Origin of the sequence: Sphingomonas aracearum, from assembly GCF_003345355.1 — a bacterium.
GTDB classification, from domain to species: domain Bacteria; phylum Pseudomonadota; class Alphaproteobacteria; order Sphingomonadales; family Sphingomonadaceae; genus Sphingomonas; species Sphingomonas aracearum.
On record NZ_QQNB01000002.1, the window covers coordinates 189,436 to 215,100 of the forward strand.

General features: G+C 69.7%; 21 protein-coding genes. 9 read left to right on the plus strand and 12 right to left on the minus strand.

Annotation, left to right across the window (positions count from 1 at the left end; genetic code table 11):
- Positions 1-1,221: a flavin monoamine oxidase family protein gene (locus DVW87_RS08145; RefSeq protein WP_114687306.1), complete on the plus strand. Its 1,221-nt coding sequence runs from the start codon at positions 1-3 to the stop codon at positions 1,219-1,221.
- A 432-nt stretch (positions 1,222-1,653) separates the two neighbouring features.
- Here DVW87_RS08145 and DVW87_RS08150 read toward each other — a convergent pair whose 3' ends face one another.
- Positions 1,654-2,043 carry a four-helix bundle copper-binding protein gene (locus tag DVW87_RS08150; RefSeq protein ID WP_114687307.1) on the minus strand — a complete coding sequence of 130 codons (390 nt, stop codon included), beginning with the start codon at positions 2,041-2,043 and terminating at the stop codon, positions 1,654-1,656.
- A 99-nt stretch (positions 2,044-2,142) separates the two neighbouring features.
- On the opposite strand from DVW87_RS08150, the gene mtgA reads away from it, so the two are divergent.
- A complete protein-coding gene (mtgA, locus tag DVW87_RS08155; RefSeq protein ID WP_114687308.1) occupies positions 2,143-2,823 on the plus strand; it encodes a monofunctional biosynthetic peptidoglycan transglycosylase in 681 nt (226 codons plus the stop codon).
- Positions 2,824-2,914: 91 nt separating this feature from the next.
- Here mtgA and DVW87_RS08160 read toward each other — a convergent pair whose 3' ends face one another.
- The 8 genes from DVW87_RS08160 to DVW87_RS08195 all read right to left on the minus strand — a co-directional run bounded on the left by DVW87_RS08160 (position 2,915) and on the right by DVW87_RS08195 (position 12,065).
- Positions 2,915-3,172, minus strand: coding sequence for a hypothetical protein (locus tag DVW87_RS08160; protein WP_114687309.1), 258 nt, complete (start codon positions 3,170-3,172; stop codon positions 2,915-2,917).
- A gap of 64 nt (positions 3,173-3,236) precedes the next feature.
- Positions 3,237-3,560: a YbaB/EbfC family nucleoid-associated protein gene (locus tag DVW87_RS08165; protein WP_114687310.1), complete on the minus strand. Its 324-nt coding sequence runs from the start codon at positions 3,558-3,560 to the stop codon at positions 3,237-3,239.
- Positions 3,557-5,224, minus strand: a complete 1,668-nt coding sequence (locus DVW87_RS08170; protein WP_114687311.1) for a DNA polymerase III subunit gamma/tau — start codon at positions 5,222-5,224, stop codon at positions 3,557-3,559. The genes DVW87_RS08165 and DVW87_RS08170 overlap by 4 nt, the downstream gene beginning before the upstream one ends.
- 164 nt (positions 5,225-5,388) lie before the next feature.
- Entirely contained in the window at positions 5,389-7,218 is a 1,830-nt protein-coding gene (gene cobT / locus DVW87_RS08175) for a cobaltochelatase subunit CobT (RefSeq protein ID WP_114687312.1), read from the minus strand.
- 38 nt (positions 7,219-7,256) lie between these two features.
- On the minus strand, positions 7,257-8,096 hold the full coding sequence (locus DVW87_RS08180) for a hypothetical protein (protein ID WP_114687313.1): 840 nt from the start codon (positions 8,094-8,096) through the stop codon (positions 7,257-7,259).
- Positions 8,093-8,620 (minus strand): hypothetical protein, encoded by a 528-nt coding sequence (locus DVW87_RS08185; RefSeq protein ID WP_114687314.1) that lies wholly within the window; start codon positions 8,618-8,620, stop codon positions 8,093-8,095. Before DVW87_RS08185 ends, DVW87_RS08180 begins: the two co-directional genes overlap by 4 nt.
- A gap of 62 nt (positions 8,621-8,682) precedes the next feature.
- Positions 8,683-9,687: a cobaltochelatase subunit CobS gene (cobS, locus tag DVW87_RS08190; RefSeq protein WP_114687315.1), complete on the minus strand. Its 1,005-nt coding sequence runs from the start codon at positions 9,685-9,687 to the stop codon at positions 8,683-8,685.
- 98 nt (positions 9,688-9,785) lie between these two features.
- A complete protein-coding gene (locus DVW87_RS08195; protein WP_239017887.1) occupies positions 9,786-12,065 on the minus strand; it encodes a TonB-dependent receptor in 2,280 nt (759 codons plus the stop codon).
- Between the two features lie 268 nt (positions 12,066-12,333).
- Here DVW87_RS08195 and DVW87_RS08200 point away from each other — a divergent pair, with 268 nt between their 5' ends.
- The 5 genes from DVW87_RS08200 (at position 12,334) to DVW87_RS08220 (ending at position 17,003) form a co-directional block, all read left to right on the plus strand.
- Positions 12,334-12,915 carry an SRPBCC family protein gene (locus tag DVW87_RS08200; protein WP_114687317.1) on the plus strand — a complete coding sequence of 194 codons (582 nt, stop codon included), beginning with the start codon at positions 12,334-12,336 and terminating at the stop codon, positions 12,913-12,915.
- Between the two features lies 1 nt (position 12,916).
- Complete coding sequence (locus tag DVW87_RS08205) at positions 12,917-14,095, plus strand: zinc-dependent alcohol dehydrogenase (RefSeq protein WP_114687318.1); 1,179 nt, start codon at positions 12,917-12,919, stop codon at positions 14,093-14,095.
- Positions 14,096-14,211: 116 nt separating this feature from the next.
- A complete protein-coding gene (locus DVW87_RS08210) occupies positions 14,212-14,982 on the plus strand; it encodes an SDR family NAD(P)-dependent oxidoreductase (protein WP_114687319.1) in 771 nt (256 codons plus the stop codon).
- A 13-nt stretch (positions 14,983-14,995) separates the two neighbouring features.
- Positions 14,996-15,412, plus strand: coding sequence for a cupin domain-containing protein (locus tag DVW87_RS08215; protein WP_114687320.1), 417 nt, complete (start codon positions 14,996-14,998; stop codon positions 15,410-15,412).
- 169 nt (positions 15,413-15,581) lie between these two features.
- Entirely contained in the window at positions 15,582-17,003 is a 1,422-nt protein-coding gene (locus DVW87_RS08220) for an aldehyde dehydrogenase family protein (protein WP_114687321.1), read from the plus strand.
- A gap of 42 nt (positions 17,004-17,045) precedes the next feature.
- Here the strand turns inward: DVW87_RS08220 and DVW87_RS08225 are convergent, their stop codons facing one another.
- The 3 genes from DVW87_RS08225 to DVW87_RS08235 form a co-directional block, all read right to left on the minus strand.
- The gene (locus tag DVW87_RS08225; protein WP_114687322.1) at positions 17,046-21,137 is read right to left on the minus strand and encodes a translocation/assembly module TamB domain-containing protein; all 4,092 of its coding nucleotides are present in this window, start codon (positions 21,135-21,137) and stop codon (positions 17,046-17,048) included.
- A gap of 53 nt (positions 21,138-21,190) precedes the next feature.
- The gene (locus DVW87_RS08230; protein WP_114687323.1) at positions 21,191-23,149 is read right to left on the minus strand and encodes an autotransporter assembly complex protein TamA; all 1,959 of its coding nucleotides are present in this window, start codon (positions 23,147-23,149) and stop codon (positions 21,191-21,193) included.
- Positions 23,150-23,241: 92 nt separating this feature from the next.
- Positions 23,242-23,451 (minus strand): hypothetical protein, encoded by a 210-nt coding sequence (locus DVW87_RS08235; RefSeq protein WP_114687324.1) that lies wholly within the window; start codon positions 23,449-23,451, stop codon positions 23,242-23,244.
- Between the two features lie 178 nt (positions 23,452-23,629).
- On the opposite strand from DVW87_RS08235, the gene DVW87_RS08240 reads away from it, so the two are divergent.
- A complete protein-coding gene (locus DVW87_RS08240; protein WP_114687325.1) occupies positions 23,630-23,818 on the plus strand; it encodes a hypothetical protein in 189 nt (62 codons plus the stop codon).
- A 51-nt stretch (positions 23,819-23,869) separates the two neighbouring features.
- Positions 23,870-25,654 carry an ABC transporter transmembrane domain-containing protein gene (locus tag DVW87_RS08245; protein WP_114687326.1) on the plus strand — a complete coding sequence of 595 codons (1,785 nt, stop codon included), beginning with the start codon at positions 23,870-23,872 and terminating at the stop codon, positions 25,652-25,654.
- Positions 25,655-25,665 lie beyond the last annotated feature (11 nt).

Genomic DNA, 25,665 nt, shown 5'->3' on the forward strand with positions numbered 1-25,665 from the left:
GTGACGGCGGGGGCGGACGCCGTCGTCATCGGCGGCGGCGCGGCGGGGATCGCGGCGGCAAGGACATTGCAGGATGCGGGACGCGACGTCCTGCTGATCGAGGCGCGCGACCATCTGGGTGGTCGCGCGCTTTCCTTTGCCGCGGGAGCGGGCATGACGCTCGATCTGGGATGTGGCTGGCTGCATTCGGCGCGGCGCAATCCCTGGGCGGGATTGGCGGAGCGCTACGGGTTCACCGTCGATCGCTCGTCGCCGAACTGGGGCGTTCAGTGGCAGCACCTCGGCTTTCCTCCCGGGGAGCAGGAGGCGTTCGGGAAGGCATGGGAAAGCTGGGAGCGGCGGGTCCGGGCAGGCGTGGCCGCGGGCGACCAGCCGCTCTCCGCCTTTCTGCCGCGCGAGGACCGCTGGTACCCCTATCTCGACGCGATCTCCGGCTATGCCAACGGCGCGCCGCTCGATGCCGTGTCGGCGGTGGACTGGCTTGCCTATGAGGATGCCTCCACCGAGGACAATTGGGCCTTGCGCGAGGGTTATGGCACGTTGGTCGCCCGCCATGCGGAGGGGCTGGCGGTGCGCCTCGGCTGCGTGGCCGAGCGGATCGACCATTCGAGGCGGCTGGTGCGGGTGGAAACCTCCGCCGGCCCGCTGGAGACGCGCGCGGTGATCTGCGCGCTGCCGACGCCTGCCTATGCGCGGCTCGCCTTTCACCCTGCGCTGCCCGACAAGCACGCCGCGGCGGCCGACCTTCCGCTTGGGCTGGCCGATAAGGTGTTCCTGGCGGTGGACGGCCCCCTGCCCTGGCCCGCGCACAGCCACCTGGCCGGCAATCCGCACTCCGCCGTTACCTTCAGCCATCGGCTGTCGCCGTTCGGCTGGCCGGTGATCGAAAGCTTCATCGGCGGCACCGGCGCGGAGGAGGCGCAGAGCGGCGAGGCGGCGGCCGCGCTGGCGATCGACGAACTGGTGGCCTTGCTCGGCAGCGACTGGCGGGCGCGCCTCCGGCCGATCCGCGCGACACGCTGGCGGCACGAGGCGTACATCCACGGCAGCTACAGCCATGCCCGCATCGGCGCGCATGGACAGCGCCGGGTGCTGGCGGAGGCGGTGGATGGCCGGCTGTTCTTCGCGGGCGAGGCCTGCCACGAGAGCGACTTCTCGACGGCCCACGGCGCGTTTGAGACGGGCGTGACGGCGGCCGAGGCGGTGCTGAGCGCCATCTGACCGCCGGGTGGCCGATCAGCTGTTCGGAGACAGGATGCCCCGGGTAGCGGTGAAATCCGGATCGATCACCGTCTCTCCACTCTCTCGCAACCGATGGTGACCGGGCGGTGCGGGATCGAACGCCCGCAGATCGGGCGGAAGGTGGTATGTCTCGCCTGCCCGCCTGCCCTCCAGCCGCAAGGTGATGCCGCGGCTCTGGTCTCGCGATCACCGTCCCGTGCACTTGCTTCAGGTCAATGCACGAGGATCAGCGCTCATCCAGGCGTGCGCCCAGTCAGGCGTCCCAGATCGGCCGTTCCTTCATTGCACTCCCTCGGCGACGCTCCCGGCCGGAGCCGCCACGCCGTCAGACGGGACCGGCTACGCCGGCCCGCTGCCCGTCGTGGCGAGTCTTCGGCACGCTTGCGCGAGCCGAAACCGCCCGCGCCTCGCTCAGTGCAGCGTCGCCAGCGCCTCGCGGCAATCGTCCGCGCATTCGCGGCACATGGTGGCGCACAGGCGGCAATGTTCGTGGTCGTGCCGGTCGCATTCCGTCGCGCAGATGTGGCATGCGTCGATGCAGGCGGTGAGCATGGCGCGGACCAGCGCATTGTCCTCCGCCGTCTGGCGCGCGGCGATCTTGGCTGTGGCGGTGCAGACGTCGGCGCAGTCCATGCAGGTGCGGATGCACTGCGCCATGTCCATCGGTTCGGCGGAACAGGCATCGGCGCAGGAGGTGCAGAACAGCGCGCAATACATGGCGTGCTTGGCGGCCACCGCCATCGGCTCGTTGGTATGCCCTTCTGCCTTGGGGTGCAGCGCCATCATCTTGCGGATCGACATGCCATTCTCTCCTTCTGTTTGAAGGTAACCTGCCCTGCGCGCCCGCGTTCCGCAACGCCCCGCCTTGCCGCCCCTGCAAGGCGATAATAAGCAGCCGCCATGGTCTTTCGCCTTCTCCGCTGGCTGGTCGTTCTGGTGCTGGCGTTCGTCGCCGGCTCGCTGCTGTGGGTGGCGGCGTATCGCTTCGTGAACCCGCCCTTCACGTTCACGATGCTGGCGGATTCAATGAGCGGGCACCGCATCACCAACGGCTGGATGTCGCTGGACGGCATGGACCCGGACATGGCGCGCGCCGCCATCGCCGGCGAGGATGCGCGGTTCTGCTCGCACCACGGTTTCGACTGGAAGGGGATCGCCAGCGCCGCCTATCACAATGCGCAGGGCGGACGCATCCGCGGCGGCTCCACCATCAGCCAGCAGACCGCGAAGAACGCCTTTCTGTGGCAGGGCGGCGGCTATGTGCGCAAGGCGGGCGAGGCCTGGTTCACCATGCTGATCGAGGCGATCTGGGGCAAGCGCCGGATCATGGAGGTGTACCTTAACCTCGCCGAGACGGGGATCGGCACCTATGGCGCGAATGCCGGGGCGATCCGCTACTTCAACCACGATGCCTCAAGCCTCACGCCGAAGGAGGCGGCGCGGATCGCGGCGGTGCTGCCCCTGCCGAAGAAGCGGGAAGCGGTGGACCCGCGCGGGTTCGTACGGCGGCACGGCAATGCGCTGGCGCGCTATGTCGGCGTGGTGCGCCGGGCCGGACTGGACGCCTGCCTGAAGAAGTGAGGTCGGACGACCGGGCAGTGATGCCGGCGGGCGGCCGCGCGTCACTGCGCGGCTTGCCCCACCGGCATCGCTTGCACGGGCAGTCGCGGCGTCAGTCGGCCGCCTTTTCCACCGCGGTGCCGGCCTTGTCGGCGGCGGAGCCGACGCTCTTGGCGGCGCTGGTCACCGCGCTGGTGCGGGCATCGTCGTTGCGGCTGGAATTGAGCAGGAAATAGCCGCCGATCACCACCGCGATCAGCAAAATAACGGCGAGCAACGCCGTGCCTCCGCCGCCGCCGCGACGCTCGATCACCGTGGTGTGCGGCGCGTCGCTGACGACATGTTCGTGGACAACCCGTTCTTCAGCCATGGTCCGTCTCCCATTGTTGTTACGCTGGGGAGACGAACGCCCATCCCTTGGGTCCGTTCCGGGATCAGAACGGAAGCTTAAAACCCGGCGGGAGCGGGAAGCCCTCGGTCATCCTGGCCATCTCGTCAGTGGAAACCGCATCGGCCTTCATCCGTGCGTCGTTGAAGGCGGCGACGATCAGATCCTCGAGCATCTGCTTTTCGGACGGCACCATCAGGGTGTCGTCGATCGCCAGGCTGATGATGCGGCCCTTGGCGCTGGCCTTGACCTTGACGAGCCCGCCGCCGGAGACGCCCTCCACCTCGAGCTTGTCGAGGCCATCCTGCGCCTTCAGCAGCTCGGCCTGCACGTTCTGCGCCATGGCCATCATTTCTTCGAGTGTCTTCATGCTTCTCTCCGTTGGTGAGCGATGCGTTCCACCTCGCCCTCGGCGAACTGGGCATCGGGAAAGGCGTCGAACGCGGCGGCCACCGCAGGCGCCGCGCGCAGCTGCGCTTCGGTGCGCGCGAGGTGCGCCGCCGCCTGGTCGCGGATCGTCGGCTCGCCGGGAGCGGGATCGGTGGTGACCTTCCAGGGCCGACCCGTGACCCGCTTCAGCGTGGCAGCCGTCTCGCCGACCAGATCGGCCGGCAGCGGGCGCGCCGCGCTCAACACCAGCTCGCTACCGTCCAGCCGCACCACCGAGGCGTGATATTCGAGGCGCGAGGCGAGCGCCTGTTCGCGGCTGTTGGCGAGAAGGTCGACGATCGCCTCGATCGTCCCCGGCAGCGCCGCCTCGGCCGGGGCGGGTGCCGGCGCGGGTGCGGGAGCGGGAGCGGGCGCCGACGCGGTCGGGGACGGCGCGACACCGGACGCAAGCTGGCGCGCCAGATCCGCGGGATCGGGCAGCGTGGAGGCGTGGATCACCCGCAGCAGCGCCATTTCCGCCGCCTCGATCGGCAGGGCGGCGCGGGCGATCTCGTCATGGCCCTTCAGCAGGAGCTGCCACAAGCGGTGCAGCACGGCGAAGCTGAGCCGGCCGGCCCAGTCGGCAACCGCCGCCTGCTCCTCCAGCGGCTGCGCCGCGTCGGGCGGCGTGCCGACCTTGGCAAGCGTGATGCCGTGCACCGTTTCCAGGAGCCCGCGGAACACCGCCTGCGGATCGACGCCCAGGCTGTACTGCGCGCGCAGGCTGGCCAGCGCCGCCGCGGCATCGGCCGCCAGCACCTGGCCGAGCACCGTCCGGACGGCACCGCGGTCGGACAGGCCCAGCATCTCGCGCACGGCATCGGCGCGCACCCCGCCGCCGTCCAGCGAGGCATGGGCGATCGCCTGGTCGAGGATCGACAGGCCGTCGCGCGCGGAGCCTTCCGCCGCGCGGGCGATCAGGGCCAGTGCCTCGGGCTCCGCCTCCACTCCCTCCAGCGACAGGACATGGGTGAAATGCGCCGCGAGCTTTTCCGCCGGGATGCGGCGCAGGTCGAACCGCTGGCAGCGCGACAGCACCGTCACCGGCACCTTGTTGACCTCGGTGGTGGCCAGCAGGAACTTCACATGGGCGGGCGGCTCCTCCAGCGTCTTCAGGAGCGCGTTGAACGCGTTCCGCGACAGCATGTGGACCTCGTCGATGATGTAGATCTTGAACCGCGCGCCGAACGCGGCGAGGCGCGCGGCATCGATCACCGCGCGCATGTCGTCCACCCCGGTATGGGAGGCCGCGTCCATCTCGATCACGTCGATGTTGCGGCCTTCGGCGATCGAGCGGCACGGCTCGCACACGCCGCACGGATCGATCGTCGGCCCGCCCTGCCCGTCCGGGCCCACGCAGTTGAGCGCCTTGGCGATCAGCCGCGCGGTGGAGGTCTTGCCGGTGCCGCGGATGCCGGTGAGGAGGAAGGCATGCGCGAGGCGCCCGCGCTTGATCGCGTTTTCCAGCGTGGTGACCATCGCGTCCTGGCCGACCAGTTCCTTGAACGTCTGCGGCCGGTATTTGCGCGCGAGCACGCGATACGGGTCTGCCGCGGCCGGCTGCGGGGGCTCGCCGAGATCGAAGGCAGGATCGGATTCGGACATCGCGGACTCTCTAGAGCCGGGAGGGGCAATTGTCGAAGGTCTCGCAACCTTCGTGGCGGACTTGTTCCGGCATCCACGATGCCGCAGACACGGAGTGCAGGCGGCGCGGCACGGGAACCCCGGCACAAGGCCGGGGTGACGGAAAATAAGCGCTCGCCTTGCCCTCATTCCGTATCGAAGAGCGCGGCCAGCTGCTCGATGATCGTGCCGCCGAGCTGCTCCGCATCCATGATCGTGACGGCGCGGCTGTAATAGCGGGTGACGTCATGCCCGATGCCGATGGCGACGAGCTGCACCGGGGAGCGCGCCTCGATCCAGCCGATCACCTGGCGCAGGTGACGCTCCAGATAGGAGCCCGAGTTCACCGACAGGGTGGAATCGTCCACCGGCGCGCCGTCGGAAATCACCATCAGGATCTTGCGCTCCTCGTGCCGCGCGATCAGCCGGCTGTGCGCCCAGAGCAGCGCCTCGCCGTCGATATTCTCCTTCAGCAGGCCTTCGCGCATCATCAGGCCCAGCGACGACTTTGCCCGGCGCCAGGGCTCGTCGGCCTGCTTGTAGACGATGTGGCGCACGTCGTTGAGCCGTCCGGGATGCGGCGGGCGGCCGGCGGCGAGCCAAGACTCGCGGCTCTGCCCGCCCTTCCAGGCGCGGGTGGTGAAGCCCAGGATCTCCGTCTTCACGCCGCACCGCTCCAGCGTGCGCGCCAGGATATCCGCGCTGATCGCGGCGATCGAGATCGGCCTTCCGCGCATCGAGCCGGAATTGTCGATCAGGAGCGTGACCACCGTGTCGCGGAAGTCGGTTTCGCGCTCCACCTTGTAGCTGAGCGACTGCCCGGGAGAGACGACCACGCGAGCGAGGCGGGCGGCGTCGAGCAAGCCTTCCTCCTGGTCGAAATCCCAGGAGCGGTTCTGCTGCGCCATCAGCCGGCGCTGCAGGCGATTGGCCAGCTTCGTCACCGCGCCCTGCAGATGGACGAGCTGCTGGTCGAGATAGGCGCGGAGCCGGGCGAGCTCGTCCGTGTCGCACAGCTCGGTGGCGGCGACCACCTCGTCGAACCGCTGGGTCCAGGCCTTGTACTCGAACTGCGGCGGCATGTCGGAGAACGGGCGATTGGGCCGCACCGGCAGCATGCCGTCCTCCCCCTCGTCGCCGGGCTCGCCCTCGGCATCCTCGGCGGGATCGTCCCCCTGTTCGGTTTCGTCGCCCTGCTCGCCCTCGCTCTGGCGATCCTCGCCGCGGGCTTCGGTCTCGCCCTGGTCCTGATCGCCCTCCGCGTCGCCTTCGTCCGGCTCGTCGCCCTGCTGCTGGTCCTCGCCCTCGTCGTCGGAGCCGCCTTCGTCGCTTTCCTCGGGCACCTGCTCGCCCTCGATGAGCTCGAGGTCTTCGAGCAGGCGGGTGGCGAGACTGGCGAAGGCGCGCTGGTCGTCGATCGCCAGCGCCAGGCCATCGAGTTCCGCGCCGGCCTTGTCCTCGATCCACTCGCGGACAAGCGCGAGGCCGGGCTGCGCCACCGCAGGCGCTCCCTGCCCGGTCAGCCGCTCCCGGACGAGCAACGACACGGCAGTGGAGAGCGGCACCTCGTCGCGGGAGCGCGCGCGGGTGATCGGGTCGCTGCGCAGGCGCATTTCCAGCGCCTGGCCGAGATTGGCGGTGATGCCGGCATAGCCGCGCCCGCCCAGCGCCTCCACCCGCGCGGTTTCGGCGGCATCGAAGACGGAACGCGCCACCGCCTCGGCAGGAGCGCCCTTCAGGTGGAGCCTGGCGTCGTGCAGGCGCAGGCGCAGGGCGAAGCTGTCGGCGAAACCGCGCGCCTCGGCGACCTGCTCGGGTGGCAGGGTGCGCGCCGGCATCGGCACCTTGAGGTGCTTGCCGGACTGCGCCGGTGCGTCCGCGGTATAGGCCAGCTCGATCTCCGGCTCGTTGGCCAGCGCGCGTGCGGTGCCGCCCAGCACGGCCTTGAACTGATCGAGGGGAGTTTCCTGTGCCATGCCCTTCCATGAACCGGAGGGGCGCCGGTGCGCAAGCGCTAGCGGGGCGTTCGGCGGCCGTAGGGCGACGGCGTGCGGCGGCCGAAGCCGGTGCGGGCGGGTTCCGGTTCGGGCGCGCGGCTGTCGGCGAGCGCCGCCTCGTGCCAGGCCGCGTCGGTGGGAGAAAGCGGGCGATGCTCTTGCCGGCGCGCGGCGATGCGCACCTCCGCCTCGGACACGCGCGGGCGGACATGGGCGTCCACCGCCTTGTAGACGAAGGCGAGCACGATCAGCACCATGGCGGCGGGCCAGACGATGCCGGCGGCAAAGCGGTCAATCGCGGCCGCGCCGTAGCTGGGCGCGGTGGCCGCGGCGAACATCAGCCCGGCGATCACCGCCACGGCAAGGGTGGCGGCGACCACAAAGACGGGTTTGACGGCATTCGGGCGGACCATCCTGCGGGTGGCGGACAGGTCGAGCCGTTCGAACCGCTCCATCCGGCGCGCGGTTTCCTTCAGGGCGCGACGCCAGGCGAGATTGACGCGCAGCGATCCCAGCAGCGGACCCAGCACGATGATGCCCAGCCCGATCGGCATCAGCGCAGCGGTGGCGATCCGCTGATAGCCCGTCACCGCGCCCAGCATGATCGTGACGCACAGCGCGAAGCCGGCGGCGAAGAAGGCGTCCTGCCCCCAGAGCAGCTGGCGCGCATCGGCCTCGGCCATGGTGGCGCGCATGCCGGCGATGATCGCGGCGGCCTCGCCCGAGGGCAGGCGCACGCCATGGCCGGTCTCGCCGGGCAGATAGACCACGCCCTCGTCGGTCTGGACGAAGCGGCGCTCGAACTGGTCGAGATAGCTGCGGATCGTGGCCGCGTTCTTCAGCTCCGCCCGCTTCACCGGCGCTTGCTCCCCTTCGCCTCGGCGATCAGCCGGCGGATCGTCATGCCACGCGGCAGCACGCGATGCTCGTCGATCGCGGCAAGCGCGCCGTCGAGCTGGTAACGGATGGCGCGGTGCAGCTCCGGCGCGGTGCTGCCATCATCGAGGGCCGCGGCGAGCGGCCCGGCGTCGCTGACCACGTCGACCCGCGTTGCCTTGCCGTCCCTTGCCGGCTGGAAGGTGACGGTGATCTCGATCAGGCGCTCGCCGTTTGCATCGCCGGTCAGGTGGACGGAGCCGTCCGTATAGTCCTGGACCTTGGCGGCGAGCGTGCGCCCGGCCACGTCGGTGTCCTCATACGTGGCGGATTCGAGGAAGTCGCTGACCATGCGCCGGGTCTTGTCCGGGTCTTCCCGAACGGTCTGTCCGAATTCGCGCGGGTTCACCATCCGGTTGCAGCCGGACACGCCGACCACGCAGGAGGTGACGAACAGCAGCGCCACCAGCCCAAGCATCATCAGGCATCCGCGAATCAGCTGCATTCGGCCCCCTTGCACGGAGGCGTGCCCGGCCCGCGGTTAAGGCCGGGTTGACAGGCGCGGCGTCACGCCTTGGCGGCGACGCTCTCCGGCAGGTCCTTGCCGAACACGCGCTGGTAATATTCGGCCACCAGCGCGCGTTCCGCCTCGTCGCACTTGTTGAGGAACGACAAGCGGAAGGCAAAGCCCACGTCGTTGAAGATCAGCGTGTTCTGCGCCCAGGTGATGACGGTGCGCGGGCTCATCACGGTGGAGATGTCGCCGTTGATGAAGCCGCGGCGGGTCATGTCCGCCACGCGGACCATGTTCTCGACCAGCTGCTTGCCCTCGGGCTTGTCATATTCGCCGGACTTGGCGAGCACGATGTTCGCCTCGGTAGCGGCGGGCAGGTAGTTCAGCGTGACCACGATGTTCCAGCGGTCCATCTGGCCCTGGTTGATCTGCTGCGTGCCATGGTAGAGCCCGGACGTGTCGCCCAGGCCCACCGTGTTGGCGGTGGCGAACAGGCGGAACCACGGGCTGGGGCGGATCACGCGGTTCTGGTCGAGCAGGGTGAGCTTGCCCTCCGTTTCCAGCACGCGCTGGATCACGAACATCACGTCCGGACGGCCCGCGTCATATTCGTCGAAGACGAGCGCGGTGGGCGTCTGGAGCGCCCAGGGCAGCAGGCCTTCGCGGAATTCGGTGACCTGCTGGCCGTCGCGCAGCACGATGGCGTCGCGGCCGATCAGGTCGATGCGGCTGATATGCGCGTCCAGGTTGATGCGGATGCACGGCCAGTTGAGGCGCGCGGCGACCTGTTCGATATGGCTGGACTTGCCGGTGCCGTGATAGCCTTGCACCATCACGCGGCGGTTGTGCGCAAAGCCGGCCAGGATCGCCAGCGTGGTGTCGGGATCGAACACATAGGCCGGATCGAGGTCGGGCACACGCTCGTCCGCCTGGGAGAAGGCGGGCACTTGCCAATCGATGTCGATGCCGAACATCTGCCGCACGTCGACCATCTTGTCGGGCGATTCCAGCAGGGTGGTCTCGCGGCTGTCGGGCTGGATGTTCGGAATGTCGGTCATGCCGACTTCCCTAGCGCCGCGGCCGCCGGGAAGTCGAGACGGTTTCGCCGTGGTTTGTGGGGCGGGCAGGAGCGGAAAGCGCCCCTGCCCTGCCCCGATCAGTTGAAGCGACCGGAAAGCGAGATGCCGATGATCCGCGGCTCGTTGAACACCGCCGCCATGTAGTTCTCGATCACGCCCTTCAGGTTCTTCTCGTTGGTGATGTTGCGGGCAAAGGCGGCGATCTCCCAGCCATCCGGCGAGGCATAGCCGACGCGCAGGCCGCCCTCGAAATTGCCGTTCGCGGCGAACTCCTTGGCGCGGTAGAGTGTGAACTGGGTGTAGCCCTGCAGCGTCCAGTCGGTGGAGAGGAACGCCTTCCCGCCATTGCCGAGCGGCAGGTCGTACCGGGCGGCGAGGTTGACGTTATATTCCGGCGCGTTCGGCAGCGGTTCGCCGTCGATCTGTGCGAACACCGTGGGCGCGCCGAACAGCGGGCGAGTGATCGTCGGGTTCTCGACCGTGCAGACCACCTGGCCGTTGAGCGCACAGACCTGAGCGTAGACGCGGTCGTCCTTGATCTCCGAATGGAGCAGCGACACGCCGGCCGACAGCGTGAAGTTGCGCACCGGGCGCAGCTCCGCCTCGAACTCGGCGCCATAGGCATCCGCCTTGTCGGCGTTGAAAAGCACGCCGTTGCCGTTGGCGTCGTTGCCGTTCAGCTGGATGTCCTTCACCCGATAGGCAAAGGCGGTGGCGTTGAAGCGCAGCGTGTCGTTGAACAGCTGGCTCTTGAAGCCGACCTCGCCCGAGGTGATCGTTTCCGAGTCCGCGGTGGTGAAGGCCGAGTTGAACACCGCCGAGCGGCCCTGGATGGTCGGGCCGCGGAAGCCGCGGGCGGCGCGGGCGTACAGGTACACGTCACGGTTCGCCTGATAGCCCAGGCTCACGTCCCAGCTCGGCGTCGTGTCCGACAGGCGGATGCGGCGTGCGGCGGTGGCGGGGAACTGATCAGCGCCGGCCGCGGTGCGCGAGGCCTGGAGCAGCGTCGTCTTCTTGGTGTCGTTGGTTTCGCGACCGCCGGCGGTGAGCGTCAGCTCCGGCGTGATCTTGAAACTGGCCTGGCCGAAGAACGCCCAGGAGGTGTTCACGTCACGCAGGCGGACATAGTTGTTCGGGTTGGCGCCCGCGACACCCGGGTTCAGGAAGAAGCCGCGCTGGTAGAATTCGGTGATGTCGCGGCTGTCGAAATAATAGGCGCCGAGCTGCCAGCTGAAGCGGCGTTCGCCGTTGCTGGCCAGACGCAGCTCCTGCGAGATCTGGTCGAGGTCGCGGATATTGCCCTGCGACTGGCCGAAGCCGTTGGCCACCCCGTTGAACGGGTAGAGCGCGCCCGCGCCGCCGTCGGTGTCACCGCGGCTGAAGCCTGCGGTGGTCTCGTAGCCGGTGATCGCCGACAGCGTCACGCCGCCGAGGTCCAGCGCCGAGCGGACCGAGCCGCCATAGGTGTCGTATTTCTGCGGGTTGTCCTGCGCCTCGTCATAGGCGACGCGGTTGCGCGGTTCGGCGCTGACGTCGCGCGAGCCGCGCTTCAGCGCGCCGCGATGGAACAGCGTGGACGTGCCCTCGTACCAGCGGGCATGCGCCAGGAAATCCATGGAGAAATTGCCTTCCGGCGCGACGCGCAGCTGCAGGCGGACGTTGCGATCGTCAAAGCCGCCCATCGCGTCCTTGCGCGGGGTGCGCGTGCCGTCCGGAGTGGCGCCGGCGAAGGTGTTGTCGACCCAGTCGTCGCGGTGCTGGACGAGCGCGGAGGCGCGGAAGGACAGGCCGTTGGCGATCGGGCCGCCGATGCCGGCATCCACCGACACGCTGTTATACTCGCCATAATTGGTGTCGGCGCGGCCCTGCCACGTTTCGGAAGGCGCGATGCTGTCGAACTTGATGATGCCGGCGGTCGTGTTGCGGCCAAACAGCGAGCCCTGCGGCCCGCGCAGCACCTCCACCTGGCGCACGTCGTACACCGGGTTGGACTTCAGCACGACATGCTCGAGCACCACGTCGTCCTGGATGATCGACACGGGCTGCGACGCCCCGAGGTAGAAATCGATGTTGCCGAGGCCGCGGATGTAGAAGCGCGGAAAGATGCGGCCGGTGGTCGTCTCGACATAGAGGCTCGGCACGCGCCCGGCCAGCGACAGCAAGGTGTCGTCGCCGCCGGCGGTGATGGTGCGCAGGTCCTCGCCGGCGAGCACGCCAACGGAGACCGGCACGCGCTGCAGGTTCTCCTCGCGGCGTTCGGCGGTGACGGTGATGTCACCGACGCCGGAAACCTCGTCCTGCGCGGTCGCGGCGGCCGGCGACACTTCCTGTGCAGCGGCGCTCACGGACCAGCCCATGGCGATAACAACGCCGCCCAGCAGGGCGCGCTTCAGCATCTTCGTCGTCAACGATATTCCCCCAAATACTCCGACCGGCGGCGCGCCTATGCTGGCCGCTGCCGCCCCCCGCGAGCGCCGCTACCGCCGGATCGTGACCGCTCTGTGACGAGCGCGGCTCCGCCTGCCGCAAAGCCGCCTTGATCGATGTCAGGCCCCGGAACGGGCCGGAACTTTCGTGTTCACCATGCGGTTTGTGGGCATTCCGAGAAGCCACGGAGCCACCAGCATGACAGACACGACGCGCGACGATGCGCCGCTGACCGCTTCCAAAAGGAGCGACGCGGCGGAGGAAGCCACGAGCGCCATTCCCGAGGCGCAGGGCTCGTCGCTGATCGGCAATGCCGTGACGATCAACCGCCCCGCCGCCGAGCTCTACGCCTTCTGGCGGGACTTCTCCAACCTCCCGCAGGTGCTGGACAATGTGGTGAGCATCACGCCCAGCGACGCGACCCGCTCGCATTGGGTGGTCAAGGCGCCGGGCGGGCGCACGGTGGAATGGGACGCGCGCGTCACGGAAGAGCGCGAAGGCGAGATGATCGCCTGGACCTCCGAGGAAGGCGCCGACGTGCCGAACTCCGGCAAGATCGAATTCCGCGATGCCGGCGCCCGCGGCACGGTGGTGACGGCGCATATCCTGTACGATCCGCCCGGCGGCGCGATCGGCAAGGTGGTCGCCAAAATGTTCCAGCGCGAGCCCAAGGTGCAGGCGCGCCGCGACCTGCGCCGGTTCAAGCAACTGATGGAAACCGGCGAGATCGCCACCGGCGCGCGGACGCAGGCCGACCTCGAATACCGAAAGGGCGAATGAGATGCGCGCACTCACCTGGCACGGCAAGCACGACGTCCGCGTGGAAACGGTGGACGATCCGGAGATCATCAACTCCCGCGACGCGATCATCAAGATCACGTCCACCGCGATCTGCGGCTCCGACCTTCACCTGTACGACGCGTATATCCCGACGCTGAAGGCGGGGGACATCCTGGGCCACGAGTTCATGGGCGAAGTGGTGGAGGTCGGCGCGAACTCCACGCTGAAGAAGGGCCAGCGCGTGGTGGTGCCGTTCACCATCTCGTGCGGCAGCTGCTACCATTGCGGCAAGCACCAATATTCGGCCTGTCCGAACGGCCTGCCGGCGGACAACCAGGACATTGCCATGGAGCTGTACGGCACCGAGATGTCGGGGCTGTTCGGCTATTCCCACATGACCGGCGGCTATGCCGGCGGCCAGGCGGAATATGTTCGCGTGCCGTTCAGCGATGTCGGCCCCATCGTGATCCCGGACGGCGTGCCGGACGACAAGGTCCTGTTCCTGTCGGACATCCTGCCCACCGGCTGGCAGGCGGCGGAATACGCGCAGATCGAGCCGGGCGACACGGTGGCGGTCTGGGGCTGTGGCCCGGTCGGCCTGTTCGCCGTGCAGTCGGCGTTCCTGATGGGTGCCGAGCGCGTGATCGCGATCGATCACTTCCCGCACCGGCTGGAGCTCGCCAAGCGGTTCGGCGCGGAGACGATCAACTTCGAGGAATCGGCGACCTACGAGGCGCTGATGGAGATGACCGGCGGGATCGGCCCGGATGCGGTGATCGACGCGGTCGGCCTGGAAGCGCACGGCCTGTTCGTCGACAACGTGATCGACCAGATCAAGGCGTCCACCTTCCTCGGCACCGATCGTCCGCACTCGATCCGCCAGGCGATCATCGCCTGCCGCAAGGGCGGCCGCGTCTCCATGCCGGCGGTCTATGGCGGGTTCGTGGACAAGTTCCCGCTGGGCGCGTTCATGGAAAAGGGCCTGACGCTCAAGACCGGCCAGACCCATGTCCAGCATTACCTGCCCGGGCTGCTCAACGCGATCCTCGAGGACAAGATCGACACCGAGTTCCTCATCTCGCACCGCATGCCGCTGGAGGACGCGGCCAAGGGCTACAAGATGTTCCACGACCAGCAGAACGAGACCACCAAGATTGTGCTGAAGCCGGGCATGGCATGAGCGGCACGGCGACAGCGTAGCTGCCGCCGAGACCGCGAATGCCGGCCGACCTCGGCAACGCCGGAGGATCGACGACGCGGCTTCGCCGCGGCGTTCCATGGATAAGGAGAGACACAATGGCGAAGTTTGCGATCATCACCGGCGCCTCCGCCGGCATTGGCCTGGAGCTGGCGAAGCTGGCCGCAGCGGACGGCTATGAACTGCTCCTCGCCGCCGACACCCCGTTCACGGGCGAGGCAGCCAATTTCCCGAACGCCCAGACGCTGGAGATCGATCTGTCGACCTTCGAGGGCGTGGACAAGCTGATGGCGGCGGCCGGCGGCCGGCAGGTGGACCTGCTCTGCGCGAATGCCGGCCACGGCCTTGGCCGCGCCTTTCTCGACCAGGACCCGAAGGAATGGCGCCACGTGATCGACACCAACGTGGTGGGCACCACCTACCTCCTCCAGCAGGTGCTGGCGAAGATGGTGGCGCGCAACGAAGGGCGCGTGCTGGTGACGGGCTCGGTCGCGGGGTACATGCCCGGCTCGTTCCAAGCCGTGTACAATGCCACCAAGGCCTTTGTGGACAATTTCACCGCGGCGCTGCGCAACGAGCTGAAGGACACGAACGTCACCGTCACCACACTGATGCCGGGGCCGGTGGATACCGAGTTCTTCGAGCGCGGCGACATGATGGACACGCAGGTCGGCACCGATCCGAACAAGAGCGATCCGAAGGATGTGGCCAAGGACGGCTGGGACGCGGTGATGAGCGGCAAGAGCTCGATTTTTTCCGGCTGGAAGACGAAGCTGCAGGGCACCATCGCCAATGTCACGCCGGAAGCGGCGCTGGCCGAAATGCATCGCGGCATGGCCGAGCCGGGCACGGCCGAGAAGAACAAGTAAGGAGCGACCGAACATGGCGATCTTCAACAAGGACATGGTCGATCTCGCGACCAAGAACACCTTCTGGCAGAAGGAGGTGTATCGCGACAACAAGGTGCAGATCGTGCTGATGAGCATTCCTGCCGGCGAAGAGATCGGCATGGAAACGCACCCGGCCGACCAGACGACCTTTATCGTCTCGGGTGAGGCGCAGGTGGTGATCGACGGCGAGAACACCAGGGCGGGGGCGAACCACATGATCGTGGTGCCCAAGGGCGCGCAGCACAATATCACCAACAAGGGCTCGGGCGAGCTGAAGCTGTTTTCCGTCTACGCCCCCCCGGCCGAGCCGGAAGGCGCCGCGTTCAAGACGAAGGCGGAAGCGGAGGAGGCCGAGAAGGGCCTGCTCGAGAAGGTGGCCGAAAAGGTGAAGGGCGCGGTCGCGCACTGACGCGCCCGCGGCGAGCCATTGCGGGACTTTCGGGAGGCCCGGTCGCCATCAGCGGCCGGGCCTCTCCCTTGTCCAGGACGCGCCCGCGCGGCGGCGCTGCTTGCAACGCGGGCGCACCTCGCGCATGACTCCGCCCGGCATACCGGAAACACGAAAAGCGAGGCGAGGCATGGACAGCCGGCAGTTCTTCATCGACGGCGCGTGGTGCGACAGCGAGGGCGGCACACCCTATCAGGTGATCGATCCTTCCACGGAACAGCCGGTGACCACGATCACGCTGGGCACCCGTGCGGACGTGGACAAGGCGGTCGCGGCGGCGCGTCGCGCGTTCCGTACCTTTGGCAGGACCAGCGTGGAGGAGCGTGCCGCGCTGCTCGGCCGGGTGATCGAGGGCTACAAGGCGCGCATGCCCGATCTCGCCGCCGCGACCAGCCGCGAAATGGGCGCGCCGATCGGCTTCGCCAACGCCGCGCAGGCGCCGGCGGGGCTGGGCTATTTCCTGGGCACGCTGAAGGCGCTGGGCGAGTTCGCGTTCGAGGAGCGGGTCGGCAAGGCGCGCGTGGTGCACGAGCCGATCGGCGTGGTGGCGATGATCACGCCGTGGAACTGGCCGCTCAACCAGATCTGCGCAAAAGTCGCCCCCGCCCTGGCCGCCGGCGACACCATGGTGCTGAAGCCGAGCGAGGAAGCGCCGAGCTGCGCGATGATCCTGGCGGAGATCCTCCACGATGCGGGCGTGCCGGCCGGCGTGTTCAACCTCGTCAACGGCGACGGGCCAACGGTGGGCGCCGCCCTCGCCTCGCACCCGGACGTGGACATGGTGAGCTTCACCGGATCGACCCGCGCCGGCGTGGCCGTGGCGCAGGCCGCGGCGGCGACGGTGAAGCGCGTGCACCAGGAACTCGGCGGCAAGGCGCCGAACCTGGTGCTGGAGGGCGCGGACCTCGCGGCGGTGCTGCCGCCGACGCTGCACGGCGTGCTCGCCAATTCGGGGCAGAGCTGCATCGCGCCCACGCGCCTGCTCGTGCACGAAGGACAGATCGCAGAGGCTGTCGCAGCGGCGCGGGGGATCATGGAGGCGACCCGGGTCGGCGATCCGGCCGAACAGGGCGCGCATATCGGCCCGGTCGTCAACAAGGCGCAGTTCGACAAGATCCAGGGGCTGATCCAGTCGGCGATCGACGAGGGCGCGACCCTGGTCACCGGCGGCGTCGGCCGTCCGGACGGGCGCAATGCCGGCTTCTACGTGAAGCCGACGCTGTTCGCGGACGTGACGCCGGACATGCGCATCTGGCGAGAGGAGACGTTCGGTCCGGTGGCGACGGTGACCACCTATCGCGACCGCGACCACGCGATCGAGCTGGCCAACGACACCGAGTACGGTCTGTCCGCCACCGTCTCCGGCGATCCGGCCGCCGCCGCCGAGATCGCGCCGGAACTGCGCGCAGGCATGGTCACGATCAACGGCTGGTCCGGCGGGAACGGCACCCCGTTCGGCGGCTACAAGCAGTCCGGCAACGGGCGCGAAGGCGGCAAATACGGCCTTGCCGACTTCATGGAAGTGAAGGCGATCATCGGCGGTCCCGCCTGAGCCGCTCCTGGGCCGGGCGCGGCGCTTCGCCCGCTCGCCCGATCAATAATCCTTGGACACGCGCACGTTGGCGCTCTGCCGGCCCAGCGTGGAAATGCTGGACAGGACCGACAGCCAGCGCGTCACCTGGAACTCGAGCTGGGTCGCCGAATAGCCCTGCCCGTCGGTGATGATCTCGGCGAACAGCCGGCGCGTGATATACTTGCCGGCCGCCACCGAGGTCTGCTGCCCGGTCTGCGGATCGGCGGGCAGGATGCGCAGCCGGTCGAGCCCGGCGGCGCGGCGCACCGCGTTGATCGGGTTGATCCCGTTGCCGCCATCCTGGAGCGCGGCGACAGCCGCCGCCAGCTGCAAGGCCTCCGGCGCGGACAGGTTGGTGATGGAGGTGCCGAACAGCAGCCGGGAGAGCAGCTCGTCCTGGGGCAGCGCGGGCACGCTGGTGAAGGCGATTTCCGGCCTCTGCGCCTGGCCGGTCACGCGGATCGTGGCGTTGAGGCCGGTGGAGTCCGCGTTGGCGGTGATGTCGAGCGACGGATTGGCCGGCACCTCGCCGCCGAAGCGGATCAGCCCGCGATCGATCTCGAACTCGCGGCCGGCGAACTCATAATCACCGCGGATCAGGTCGGCACGGCCGGTGATCGCCGGGTTGGAGGGCACTCCGCCGATCTTCAGGTCCGCCGACCATTCGCTGGTCAGGCCCAGACCGGAGACGGAGAGAGCGCCGGGAGCGCGGGCGCGGACGTCCAGCTTCCACGGGCGGCGCACCGCCGGCTCGTCGTCATCGTCGCCGCCGGGCACGTTGATCTCGCGGATGTTGAGCTGCGGCACGGCGCCGGCAGCGGTCGCCTGGCCGAGGCGGTAGCGGCTGCGCACCAGCCGCACGTCGCCCGAGATGAGGCCGCCCGAGCCGTCGGACTTGAAGGACAGCGGGCCGGTGACGGCGGCGGCGATGTCGTCGCGGTTGATGAGCAGCGCATCGTTCGCCTGCACGTTCACGTCGATGCCGAACCCGTTTGCGGCGGCAAGATCGAAGGCGCCGGTGCCGGTCACCCTGCCTCCCTTGCCCGCAGCGGCGTCGAAACGGTCGAGAACGAGGCGCGAGCCGTTGAAGCGGCCGTTCGCCTGGATGTTGGTGAGGACGGTGCCGGTGGTCGCGCTTTCGATGGTGGCGCCGCGCGCCTGCACCACGCCGCGGATTTCCGGTCGCGCCAGCCGGCCGCGCACGTCCGCGCCGATCGCCACGGGGCCGGACAGGTCGAACAGCTCGATGCCGGTCAGTCGCCACAGCGTGTCGGCCGGCCCGCTGTAGCGCAGCTGCGCGAACAGCGGCGCCTGCGCGATGGCCGCGGCAAGATCGCCGCCGGGCAGCGGCGACAGCAGCATCTGCGCGCGTCCCACCGTCTGGCCGCCCGTCGCCACGACCGCGCGCGCGGCGACCTTGCCCGGTTGCAGCGTGGCAGAAACGCCCAGGTCGATCGGCCGCGAGGAAAGGACCAGACCGGAGCGCGTGAGGCCGCGCACGGTCATGTCGATGCGGCCGGTCGGCGCGCCCCCCGCATTGGCGAACGCGATGGTGCCCGACGCGTTGCCGCCCAAGCCGAGACCGGGATAGCCGATGTCGAGGATGGAAAGCGGCATGCGCGCCAGGCTCGCGTCCACGGCGATGCCGGCCTCCGACAGATGCCCCGACACTGTCGCCTCGCCGCCGGCGAAGCTCAGCCGGGTGGCCGCGAGCCGCCAGCCGTCGCCTTCGCGGCTGAGCACGGCGGGCGACAGGAAACGCAACGGCCGCCGGTCCAGCGTGCCCTGCGCGAGCATGGAAAAGCGATCGGGCGTGACCTCCGTCACGGTCTGGATGTCCAAAGCGCGGCCGCGGGTGCCGGCAATGGAGGCGCGCACGGTGCCGGTCCCGCCGCGCAGCGAAACGTTCGCGGCAAAGCGTCCGATGGCAAGCGCGCCGCGACGCAGCCCCGCACCGCGCAAGGTGGCCTCCACCGACGTGCCCGACGGATCGAGCAGGCTCACGAGATCGATGCGCCCGCGACGCAGCGTGCCGAGATCGGCGAGCCGGGCGCCGGCGAGATCGAGATGCGCCTCGATCCGCTGGACGGCATCGGCGGGGCGCAGCAGCAGTTCGCCCGAGATGCCGCCGCCGGCAACCGCCAGACGGCCCTGAAAGCCGCCGGGAACGATGTCCAGCGCACCCGCTGCCCGCGTGCCGGTGACGTCGAGCCGGGCCACCTGGATCCGGGCGGTGCCTCCCTTGGGCAGCAGGATCGCCCCCTCGCCGGCGAACGGCCCCAAACGCGAGTCCCCGCGCGCCGCGAAGGTGAAGCCCGAGGCGCTGGGATCGAGGTGCGCCACCACGTTGCGCAGCCCCAGCGCGGCATTCGGTCGCGCAAAGACGAGATCGAGCGTCGGCCGCTCGATCCGGCCGTCCAGCTTGAGCGTCAGCGGACCATAGTTCGCCTGCCGGCCGGCGCCCTCGAAATGAAAGGAACCGTCCCGCCGGCGGAAGCCGTTGCCGGCAAGCGCGAGGCTGGGCGCGGAAAGCCGCAGGTTGCTGAAATGCAGCACGCCATCCGGTGTCCGTTCCAGCGCGGTGACGATGCGCGGCAGGCCGCCGGCCAGCGATCGGAAGAACGCATTGTCGAGGCGCAGGACGCGCGCCTCGCCGGTGCCGACGATCCGCGTGCCATGGCCGTTCGCCCCCGGCACCACGCGCAGGCGGGACGTGACGTCCACCACGCCAAGCCCCGGGATCAGGTACCGCCCCAGCGCGCCGTTCAGACCGACCTCGTAGCGTCCGGTGCGCAGGTCGAGCAGCAGGTTGATCCGGCCGGAAAGCTTGTCGGAGCGCAGCAGGAGGTTCGTGGCCGCAATCTCGCGCGCCGTGACGTCCAGCGTGCCGGCGACGGAAAGGTTGCGCAGGATGCCGCCCGCCACGTCGCCCACCCCGGTCACCCGCGCCGCGGTGAAGCGCACGGGCACGGCCACCGGCGCGCGCCCGAGCCGGCCCGACCCTGCCGCGCGGGCCTGCTCGAAACCGGTGCGATCGAAGGCGAAGCGGTCGGCGGTCAGGCGATAGTCGAACCGGGCGGTGGAAAAGGCGCCGTCGAGGATCAGGCGCAGCCCGATCGCATTGCCGCTCATGTTGGGGAACAGCGCGGAGGGGCGCAGCAGGCGCGCGGACACGCGCAGGCGGCGATAGGCGCTGGCGGCGAGATCGAGCGCGCCGGTCCCCTCCACGGCCAGCGCCGGCGCGCGCAGCGACAGCGTGCCGGCCAGCTGCCGGTCGGCCAGCGTCGCGCCGCCATTGACGAGGATGCGCCCCGCCGTGAGCCGCTGGAGCTTGCCGCGCAGCAGGCTCGACGGCGCGAGGGTTCCGTTCAGCGTGTACGCGCCGGCCCGATTGCCGAGACGGAGATCGGCGATCCGCAGGTTTCCGGCACTGGCCACCGCCGTGCCGGACCAGGCGCGCCAGCTGCCGCGGCCGTCCACGTCCACCGCGAGCGGCCGGGCGATGCCGGCGAGATGCGCCAGCACCCCGGACGGGCCACCGCGCACATGGGCGGCGAGATCGAAGCGGTTGCGATCGGGTTCGGCGTCCAGCTTCACCCGCACGGTGTCGGTACCGGCGACCTCCGCCGCGAGGTCGACCAGCGCGCGGCCGGAGCGAACATCGGCGCGACCCAGCAACCGGGCGACCCGCGTCGTTCCGGCAAGCGCCGGGCCGAGCGTCAGGCGGTCCGCCGCGAGGCGACCGATGCGGATGTCGAAGCCCGGCAGGATGGGGCCATGCCGGCCGGTCGGTCGCGTACGCGGCAGGCGGGCAAGGGTGGCGCGCGGGATCGTCAGCTCGGTGATGTCCAGCCGATGGTGGAACCAGCGCAGCGGCGACCAGACGAGATGGGCGCGCGGCGCGGCGAAGAACGCGCCCGCCGGATCGGCGATCCGCACGCCGACCAGCGTCGCGTCCGAGTAGATCGAGCCATCGATCCGCGCGACGGAGTAGCGCAGGCCGTTGGCGGGTCGCAGTCCGGCGATCCGGTTCGCGAGAAAGCGGTGGCCGATCCCGGTGTCGAGCAGCCAGGCGGCCCCTCCCAGCGCGAGCAGGAGCGCGAGAAGCGCCATTGCCAGCCGACGCGGCCAGCGCCGTGGCGCAGGCGCAACGATGGCTTCCTCCGTCAAAACGCCTGCCCCAGCGAGACATAGACGGCGACCGGCGGGTCGCCGGGTTGCGCGTTCAGCGGCGTGCCGACATCAATGCGGATCGGCCCGAAGTTCGAATAATATCGCACGCCAAGCCCGGCGCCGTACCGGAAGCCGCTGAACCTGGGCAGCGGCGATGTGTAGATGTTGCCGCCGTCGAAGAACGGCACCACGCCGAAATTGCCGAACGCATGCACACGGGCTTCCAGGCTGAACTCGGTCAGCGATCGGCCGCCGATCGGATCGTTGTTGGGATCGCGCGGACCGATATCCTGATAGCCATAGCCGCGAACCGAGGCGCCGCCCCCGGCATAGAAGCGCCGCGACGGGGCCACCGCGTCGCGCGGTGCGCCGAAGATCGTGCCGAGCCTGAGCCGCCCGGCCAGCACCACGCCGTCGCGCACCTGATGATAGGCCGATCCGTCGATCTGCGTGCGGGTATAGCCGAACGCCCGGCCCACCAGCGACAGTTCGGGCGAAAGCCGCCCCGACAGGCGAAAGCCCGTCGACGGATTGAGCAGGTCGTCGGAACCGTCATAGGCGAGGCTCGTCGGCGCGGCGGCGATGAAATAGGTGCGCCGGCGCGGCTCGCCGGTCGCGACGATCACGTCCTGCTCGTCGGAAGCGGCAAGCTCCGCGCCGACGGACCAGGTCCAGGTTTTCTGGAAGAAGATGTTCGTCTGCCGCTCAAGCGTCCCGGACAGCGACAGCGTGCGCGCGTCATAGGCGTCGCGGTCGGTATGCGCCGCCGAGGCCTGCACGGTCAGCACCCGGTCCCGGGCGTGGAAATTGTTGCGACGGAGCGTCAGCGCGCCGAGCTGCTCGCGCGTGCCCACAACGGTGCGCACGGTGAACGCGCCTTCGGGTGGGAACAGGTTGCGGTGCGTCCAGCTGAGTTCCGCGCGCGCGCCCTCGCCCGTGCCGTAGCCGAGTTCGCCGGCAACCGTGCGCGGGGGCGCGGGCGTGAGCGCCACGGCGATGTCCACCGTGCCGGGCGCGGAGCCCTCCACCGGCTTCACGTCCGCGGTGGAGACGAGACCCGTCTGGATCAGCGTGCGGCGCAGATCGACCAGGCCCGCCTCGTCGAACGACTGACCGGGGCGGAAGCGGGCGATATCCTGGACGTGATCGGCATCGAACACCCGGTTGCCGGGCGCGGTGACGATCCGGCCGAACCGCCGCGCGCCGTTCGGCTGCACGTTGAGCGCGAGCGTCGCGGTGCGCGCGGCGCGATCGACCACGATCTCGGGGTTGCCCACCCGGGCAAAGGGAAAGCCTTCGCGACCGATCGCGGTGTCGAGGTTCGCCTCGCCCGCGGCCACCGCATCGGAGTTGACGGGATCGTTCGCTTTCACGCCGAACGCGCGGGCGAGCGTCTCCGCCTTGTCCCCGGCGGCGGCAAGGCCGTTCACCGTCACGGCGCCGAAGCGGTAGAGCTGCCCCGCCTCTGCCGTCAGGGTGACGAACGGCCGGCCGCCGCGCAGTTCCACGCGCGAGCCGACCCGCGCGTCGTAATACCCCTCCGCCCGCAACAGGCCGGTGAGCAGCTCGGCATCCTCCCGCGCGCGGCGGTCGAGCTGCGCGGCGTTGGAGGGCTGGCCATCATGGGTATCGAGCGAGGACAATTGCGCGAAGCGTTGACGCAGCAGGGCCGAGCCGACCCCGTCCATGCCCTCCAGCGCCCAGCCGTAGCGCGCCTCCCCGACCAGCTCGGCCGTTGCCGCAGGCGCCGGCTCGGCGGGCGCCTTGTCGAGATCGGGCCAGTCCACGCCGAGATCGGGCAGCGGCGCAAGCGGGGAGTTCGGATCGAGCGCGGCATCCTGCGCCGGCGACGACGCAGGCACGGCCACCTGCGCCTGGGCGGCACCGGCCGCAAAGAAGAGACCCGCGGCGGCGCCCACCATTGCACCACGCCGCCCGACCGGAACCGACATGGCCAAGGCTGTAGCCGACCGTTCCGCGAACGAACAGGCCGGCGCGCGCGATTTTCAGCCGATTTCGGCGCTTGCGGCGCTCCGCCTGGCCCTCAGTGGACCGTGCCCACCGCTGCATCGGTTTCGAGCAGCACGATCAGCCGCTCGATCTGCCGCCAGTGGCAAAAGCGGATGGCGTTGCCGAGATCGCGGCTGCGATCCGCGCGCGCCGCCGCCTCGAACCCGGCATCCTCCCCGAACTGCGCGATAAGGGTGGAGGCATCGTCCAGCGCGGCACGGCTGGCGACGAAAAGCTGCGACATGGCGTTTTTTCCGATCTTGTTCGCGCCGCAGGGTTCAAGCCACGTGCCAGCTCTAAAGTTTTCTCGGCAACGGCCGTTTTTACTGGTTAACCGCCTCCCCGCGCTCGCCCGCGCGCTGTGCCGGCCGTGTCGCGGCGGGACACTGGCGTCCCGGCACGGGACGTGGCAGGGCATCGCCATGCAACCTCCTTCCCGCTCCCCCGCCGCCGGCGGCTTCCTGATCGCGGTCGGCGCGCTGGTCGGCCCGGTGGTGGGCCTGTTCCTGGGCCAGCCGACGATCGGCTTCCTCGCCGGCCTGAGCATCGGAACGGCGGCCGCGATCGCCATCTGGTGGCAGGGCAGCAAGGGCGATCGCTCCCGCGGCTGACGCCGGGCGGCGTTTGCGAAAAACGCCGCCGCGGTGCTAACGCGCCGCACCATGGCCGACCCCGCCCCTTCCCCTCCGCGCGCACCGCGCCCCCGCAAGCTCGACAGCCTCGGCATGGTCTGGTCCACGGCGGCGCACTATCCCCGGCAGATCGCCTTTGCCGGCTTTGCCCTGGTGGTCACCTCGGCGGCGACCATCGCCATTCCCTACGGCTTCAAGCGGGTGATCGACCGCGGCTTCGGCCCCGGTGCGAGCGGGTCGGTCGCGTCCAGCTTCCACTATCTGCTGATGATCGTCGCCGTGCTCGCGCTGGCGACCGCGGTGCGGTTCTTCTACGTGTCGTGGCTGGGCGAGCGGGTGGTGGCGGATATCCGCACGCGCGTGCACACGCACCTGCTCCGGCTCAGCCCGCGCTTCTTCGAGGAGAACCGGCCGTCCGAGATCGCCTCACGGCTGACATCGGACACCGCGCTGATCGAGCAGGTGGTCGGCAACACCGTCTCCATTGCCCTGCGCAACGCCTTCACCGGCGTGGGCGGGCTCGTCTACCTGTTCGCCATCTCGCCAAAGCTGGCGGGCATGCTGCTGCTGGGCATCCCGGCGATCATCCTGCCCATGGTGCTGCTGGGCCGGCGGGTGCGCAGCTATTCCCGCGCCTCTCAGGACCGGGTGGCGGATGTGGGCTCGCTTGCCACGGAGACGCTGGGCGCGATGAAGATCGTGCAGGCGTTCGGGCAGGAAGCGCGCGAGGCGAGCCGTTTCCGCGGCGCGGTGGACGCGACCTTCGCCGCGGCGCGCCGGCGCATCGCCCTGCGCGCGGTGATGACGGCGATCGTCATCTTCCTGGTGTTCGGCTCGATTACCCTGGTGCTGTGGGAGGGCGCGGAGGATGTCGCGGCAGGGCGGATCAGCGGCGGCGCCATCGCCGCCTTCGTGCTGACCGGCGGCATCGTCGCGGGCGCGTTCGGCGCGCTGACCGAAGTTTACGGCGACCTGCTCCGGGGGGCGGGGGCGGCCGGGCGACTGTCCGAACTGCTGGCGCAGGAACCGGAGATCCGCGCGCCGGCACAGCCCGTGGCTCTTCCCGAGCCGGCGCAGGGCAGGATCGCGTTCGACCGGGTCGAGTTCCGCTATCCCACGCGGCAGGACATGCCGGCGCTGCACGATTTCTCGCTGGAAATCGCCCCGGGCGAGACGGTGGCGGTGGTGGGGCCGTCCGGAGCGGGCAAGACCACCTTGTTCCAGCTCCTCCAGCGCTTCTACGACCCGGTGGCCGGGCGCGTGCTGCTGGACGGCGTGGACCTGCGCGACGCCGATCCGGCCGCCATCCGCGCGCGCGTGGCGATGGTGCCGCAGGAAACGGTGATCTTCGGCGCGTCGGCACGGGACAATCTGCGCTATGGCCGCTGGGAGGCCGGCGACGACGAGCTGTGGGCCGCGGCGGAGGCGGCCAATGCCGCCGAGTTCCTCCGCCGCCTGCCCGAGGGCCTCGACACGCACCTGGGCGAAGGCGGCGCGCGGCTGTCGGGCGGGCAGCGCCAGCGGATCGCCATTGCCCGCGCCCTGCTGCGCGATGCGCCCGTGCTGCTGCTGGACGAGGCGACCAGCGCACTCGACGCCGAAAGCGAGCGGCTGGTGCAGGATGCGCTGGAACGGCTGATGGCTGATCGCACCACCCTGGTGATCGCGCACCGGCTGGCAACGGTGCGCGCGGCCAGGCGGATCGTGGTCATGCGCGAGGGGCGCATCGTCGAAACCGGCAGCCATGCCGACCTGATCGCGCAGAACGGCCTCTACGCGCGGCTCGCCAGCCTGCAGTTCAGCGAGATGGCTTGACCCTCCCCGCG

Bases quoted from the DNA above. Each gene is read 5' to 3' on its own strand.
- DVW87_RS08235 (WP_114687324.1), bottom strand. From the start codon at position 23,451: ATGTCGCAGCTTTTCGTCGCCAGCCGTGCCGCGCTGGACGATGCCTCC.
- DVW87_RS08220 (WP_114687321.1), top strand. From the start codon at position 15,582: ATGGACAGCCGGCAGTTCTTCATCGACGGCGCGTGGTGCGACAGCGAG.
- cobS (WP_114687315.1), bottom strand. From the start codon at position 9,687: ATGACCGACATTCCGAACATCCAGCCCGACAGCCGCGAGACCACCCTG.
- DVW87_RS08195 (WP_239017887.1), bottom strand. From the start codon at position 12,065: ATGGGCTGGTCCGTGAGCGCCGCTGCACAGGAAGTGTCGCCGGCCGCC.
- DVW87_RS08210 (WP_114687319.1), top strand. From the start codon at position 14,212: ATGGCGAAGTTTGCGATCATCACCGGCGCCTCCGCCGGCATTGGCCTG.
- DVW87_RS08205 (WP_114687318.1), top strand. From the start codon at position 12,917: ATGCGCGCACTCACCTGGCACGGCAAGCACGACGTCCGCGTGGAAACG.
- mtgA (WP_114687308.1), top strand. From the start codon at position 2,143: ATGGTCTTTCGCCTTCTCCGCTGGCTGGTCGTTCTGGTGCTGGCGTTC.
- cobT (WP_114687312.1), bottom strand. From the start codon at position 7,218: ATGGCACAGGAAACTCCCCTCGATCAGTTCAAGGCCGTGCTGGGCGGC.
- DVW87_RS08240 (WP_114687325.1), top strand. From the start codon at position 23,630: ATGCAACCTCCTTCCCGCTCCCCCGCCGCCGGCGGCTTCCTGATCGCG.
- DVW87_RS08150 (WP_114687307.1), bottom strand. From the start codon at position 2,043: ATGTCGATCCGCAAGATGATGGCGCTGCACCCCAAGGCAGAAGGGCAT.
- DVW87_RS08160 (WP_114687309.1), bottom strand. From the start codon at position 3,172: ATGGCTGAAGAACGGGTTGTCCACGAACATGTCGTCAGCGACGCGCCG.
- DVW87_RS08215 (WP_114687320.1), top strand. From the start codon at position 14,996: ATGGCGATCTTCAACAAGGACATGGTCGATCTCGCGACCAAGAACACC.
- DVW87_RS08185 (WP_114687314.1), bottom strand. From the start codon at position 8,620: ATGCAGCTGATTCGCGGATGCCTGATGATGCTTGGGCTGGTGGCGCTG.
- DVW87_RS08170 (WP_114687311.1), bottom strand. From the start codon at position 5,224: ATGTCCGAATCCGATCCTGCCTTCGATCTCGGCGAGCCCCCGCAGCCG.
- DVW87_RS08245 (WP_114687326.1), top strand. From the start codon at position 23,870: ATGGCCGACCCCGCCCCTTCCCCTCCGCGCGCACCGCGCCCCCGCAAG.
- DVW87_RS08200 (WP_114687317.1), top strand. From the start codon at position 12,334: ATGACAGACACGACGCGCGACGATGCGCCGCTGACCGCTTCCAAAAGG.
- DVW87_RS08225 (WP_114687322.1), bottom strand. From the start codon at position 21,137: ATGGCGCTTCTCGCGCTCCTGCTCGCGCTGGGAGGGGCCGCCTGGCTG.
- DVW87_RS08165 (WP_114687310.1), bottom strand. From the start codon at position 3,560: ATGAAGACACTCGAAGAAATGATGGCCATGGCGCAGAACGTGCAGGCC.
- DVW87_RS08230 (WP_114687323.1), bottom strand. From the start codon at position 23,149: ATGTCGGTTCCGGTCGGGCGGCGTGGTGCAATGGTGGGCGCCGCCGCG.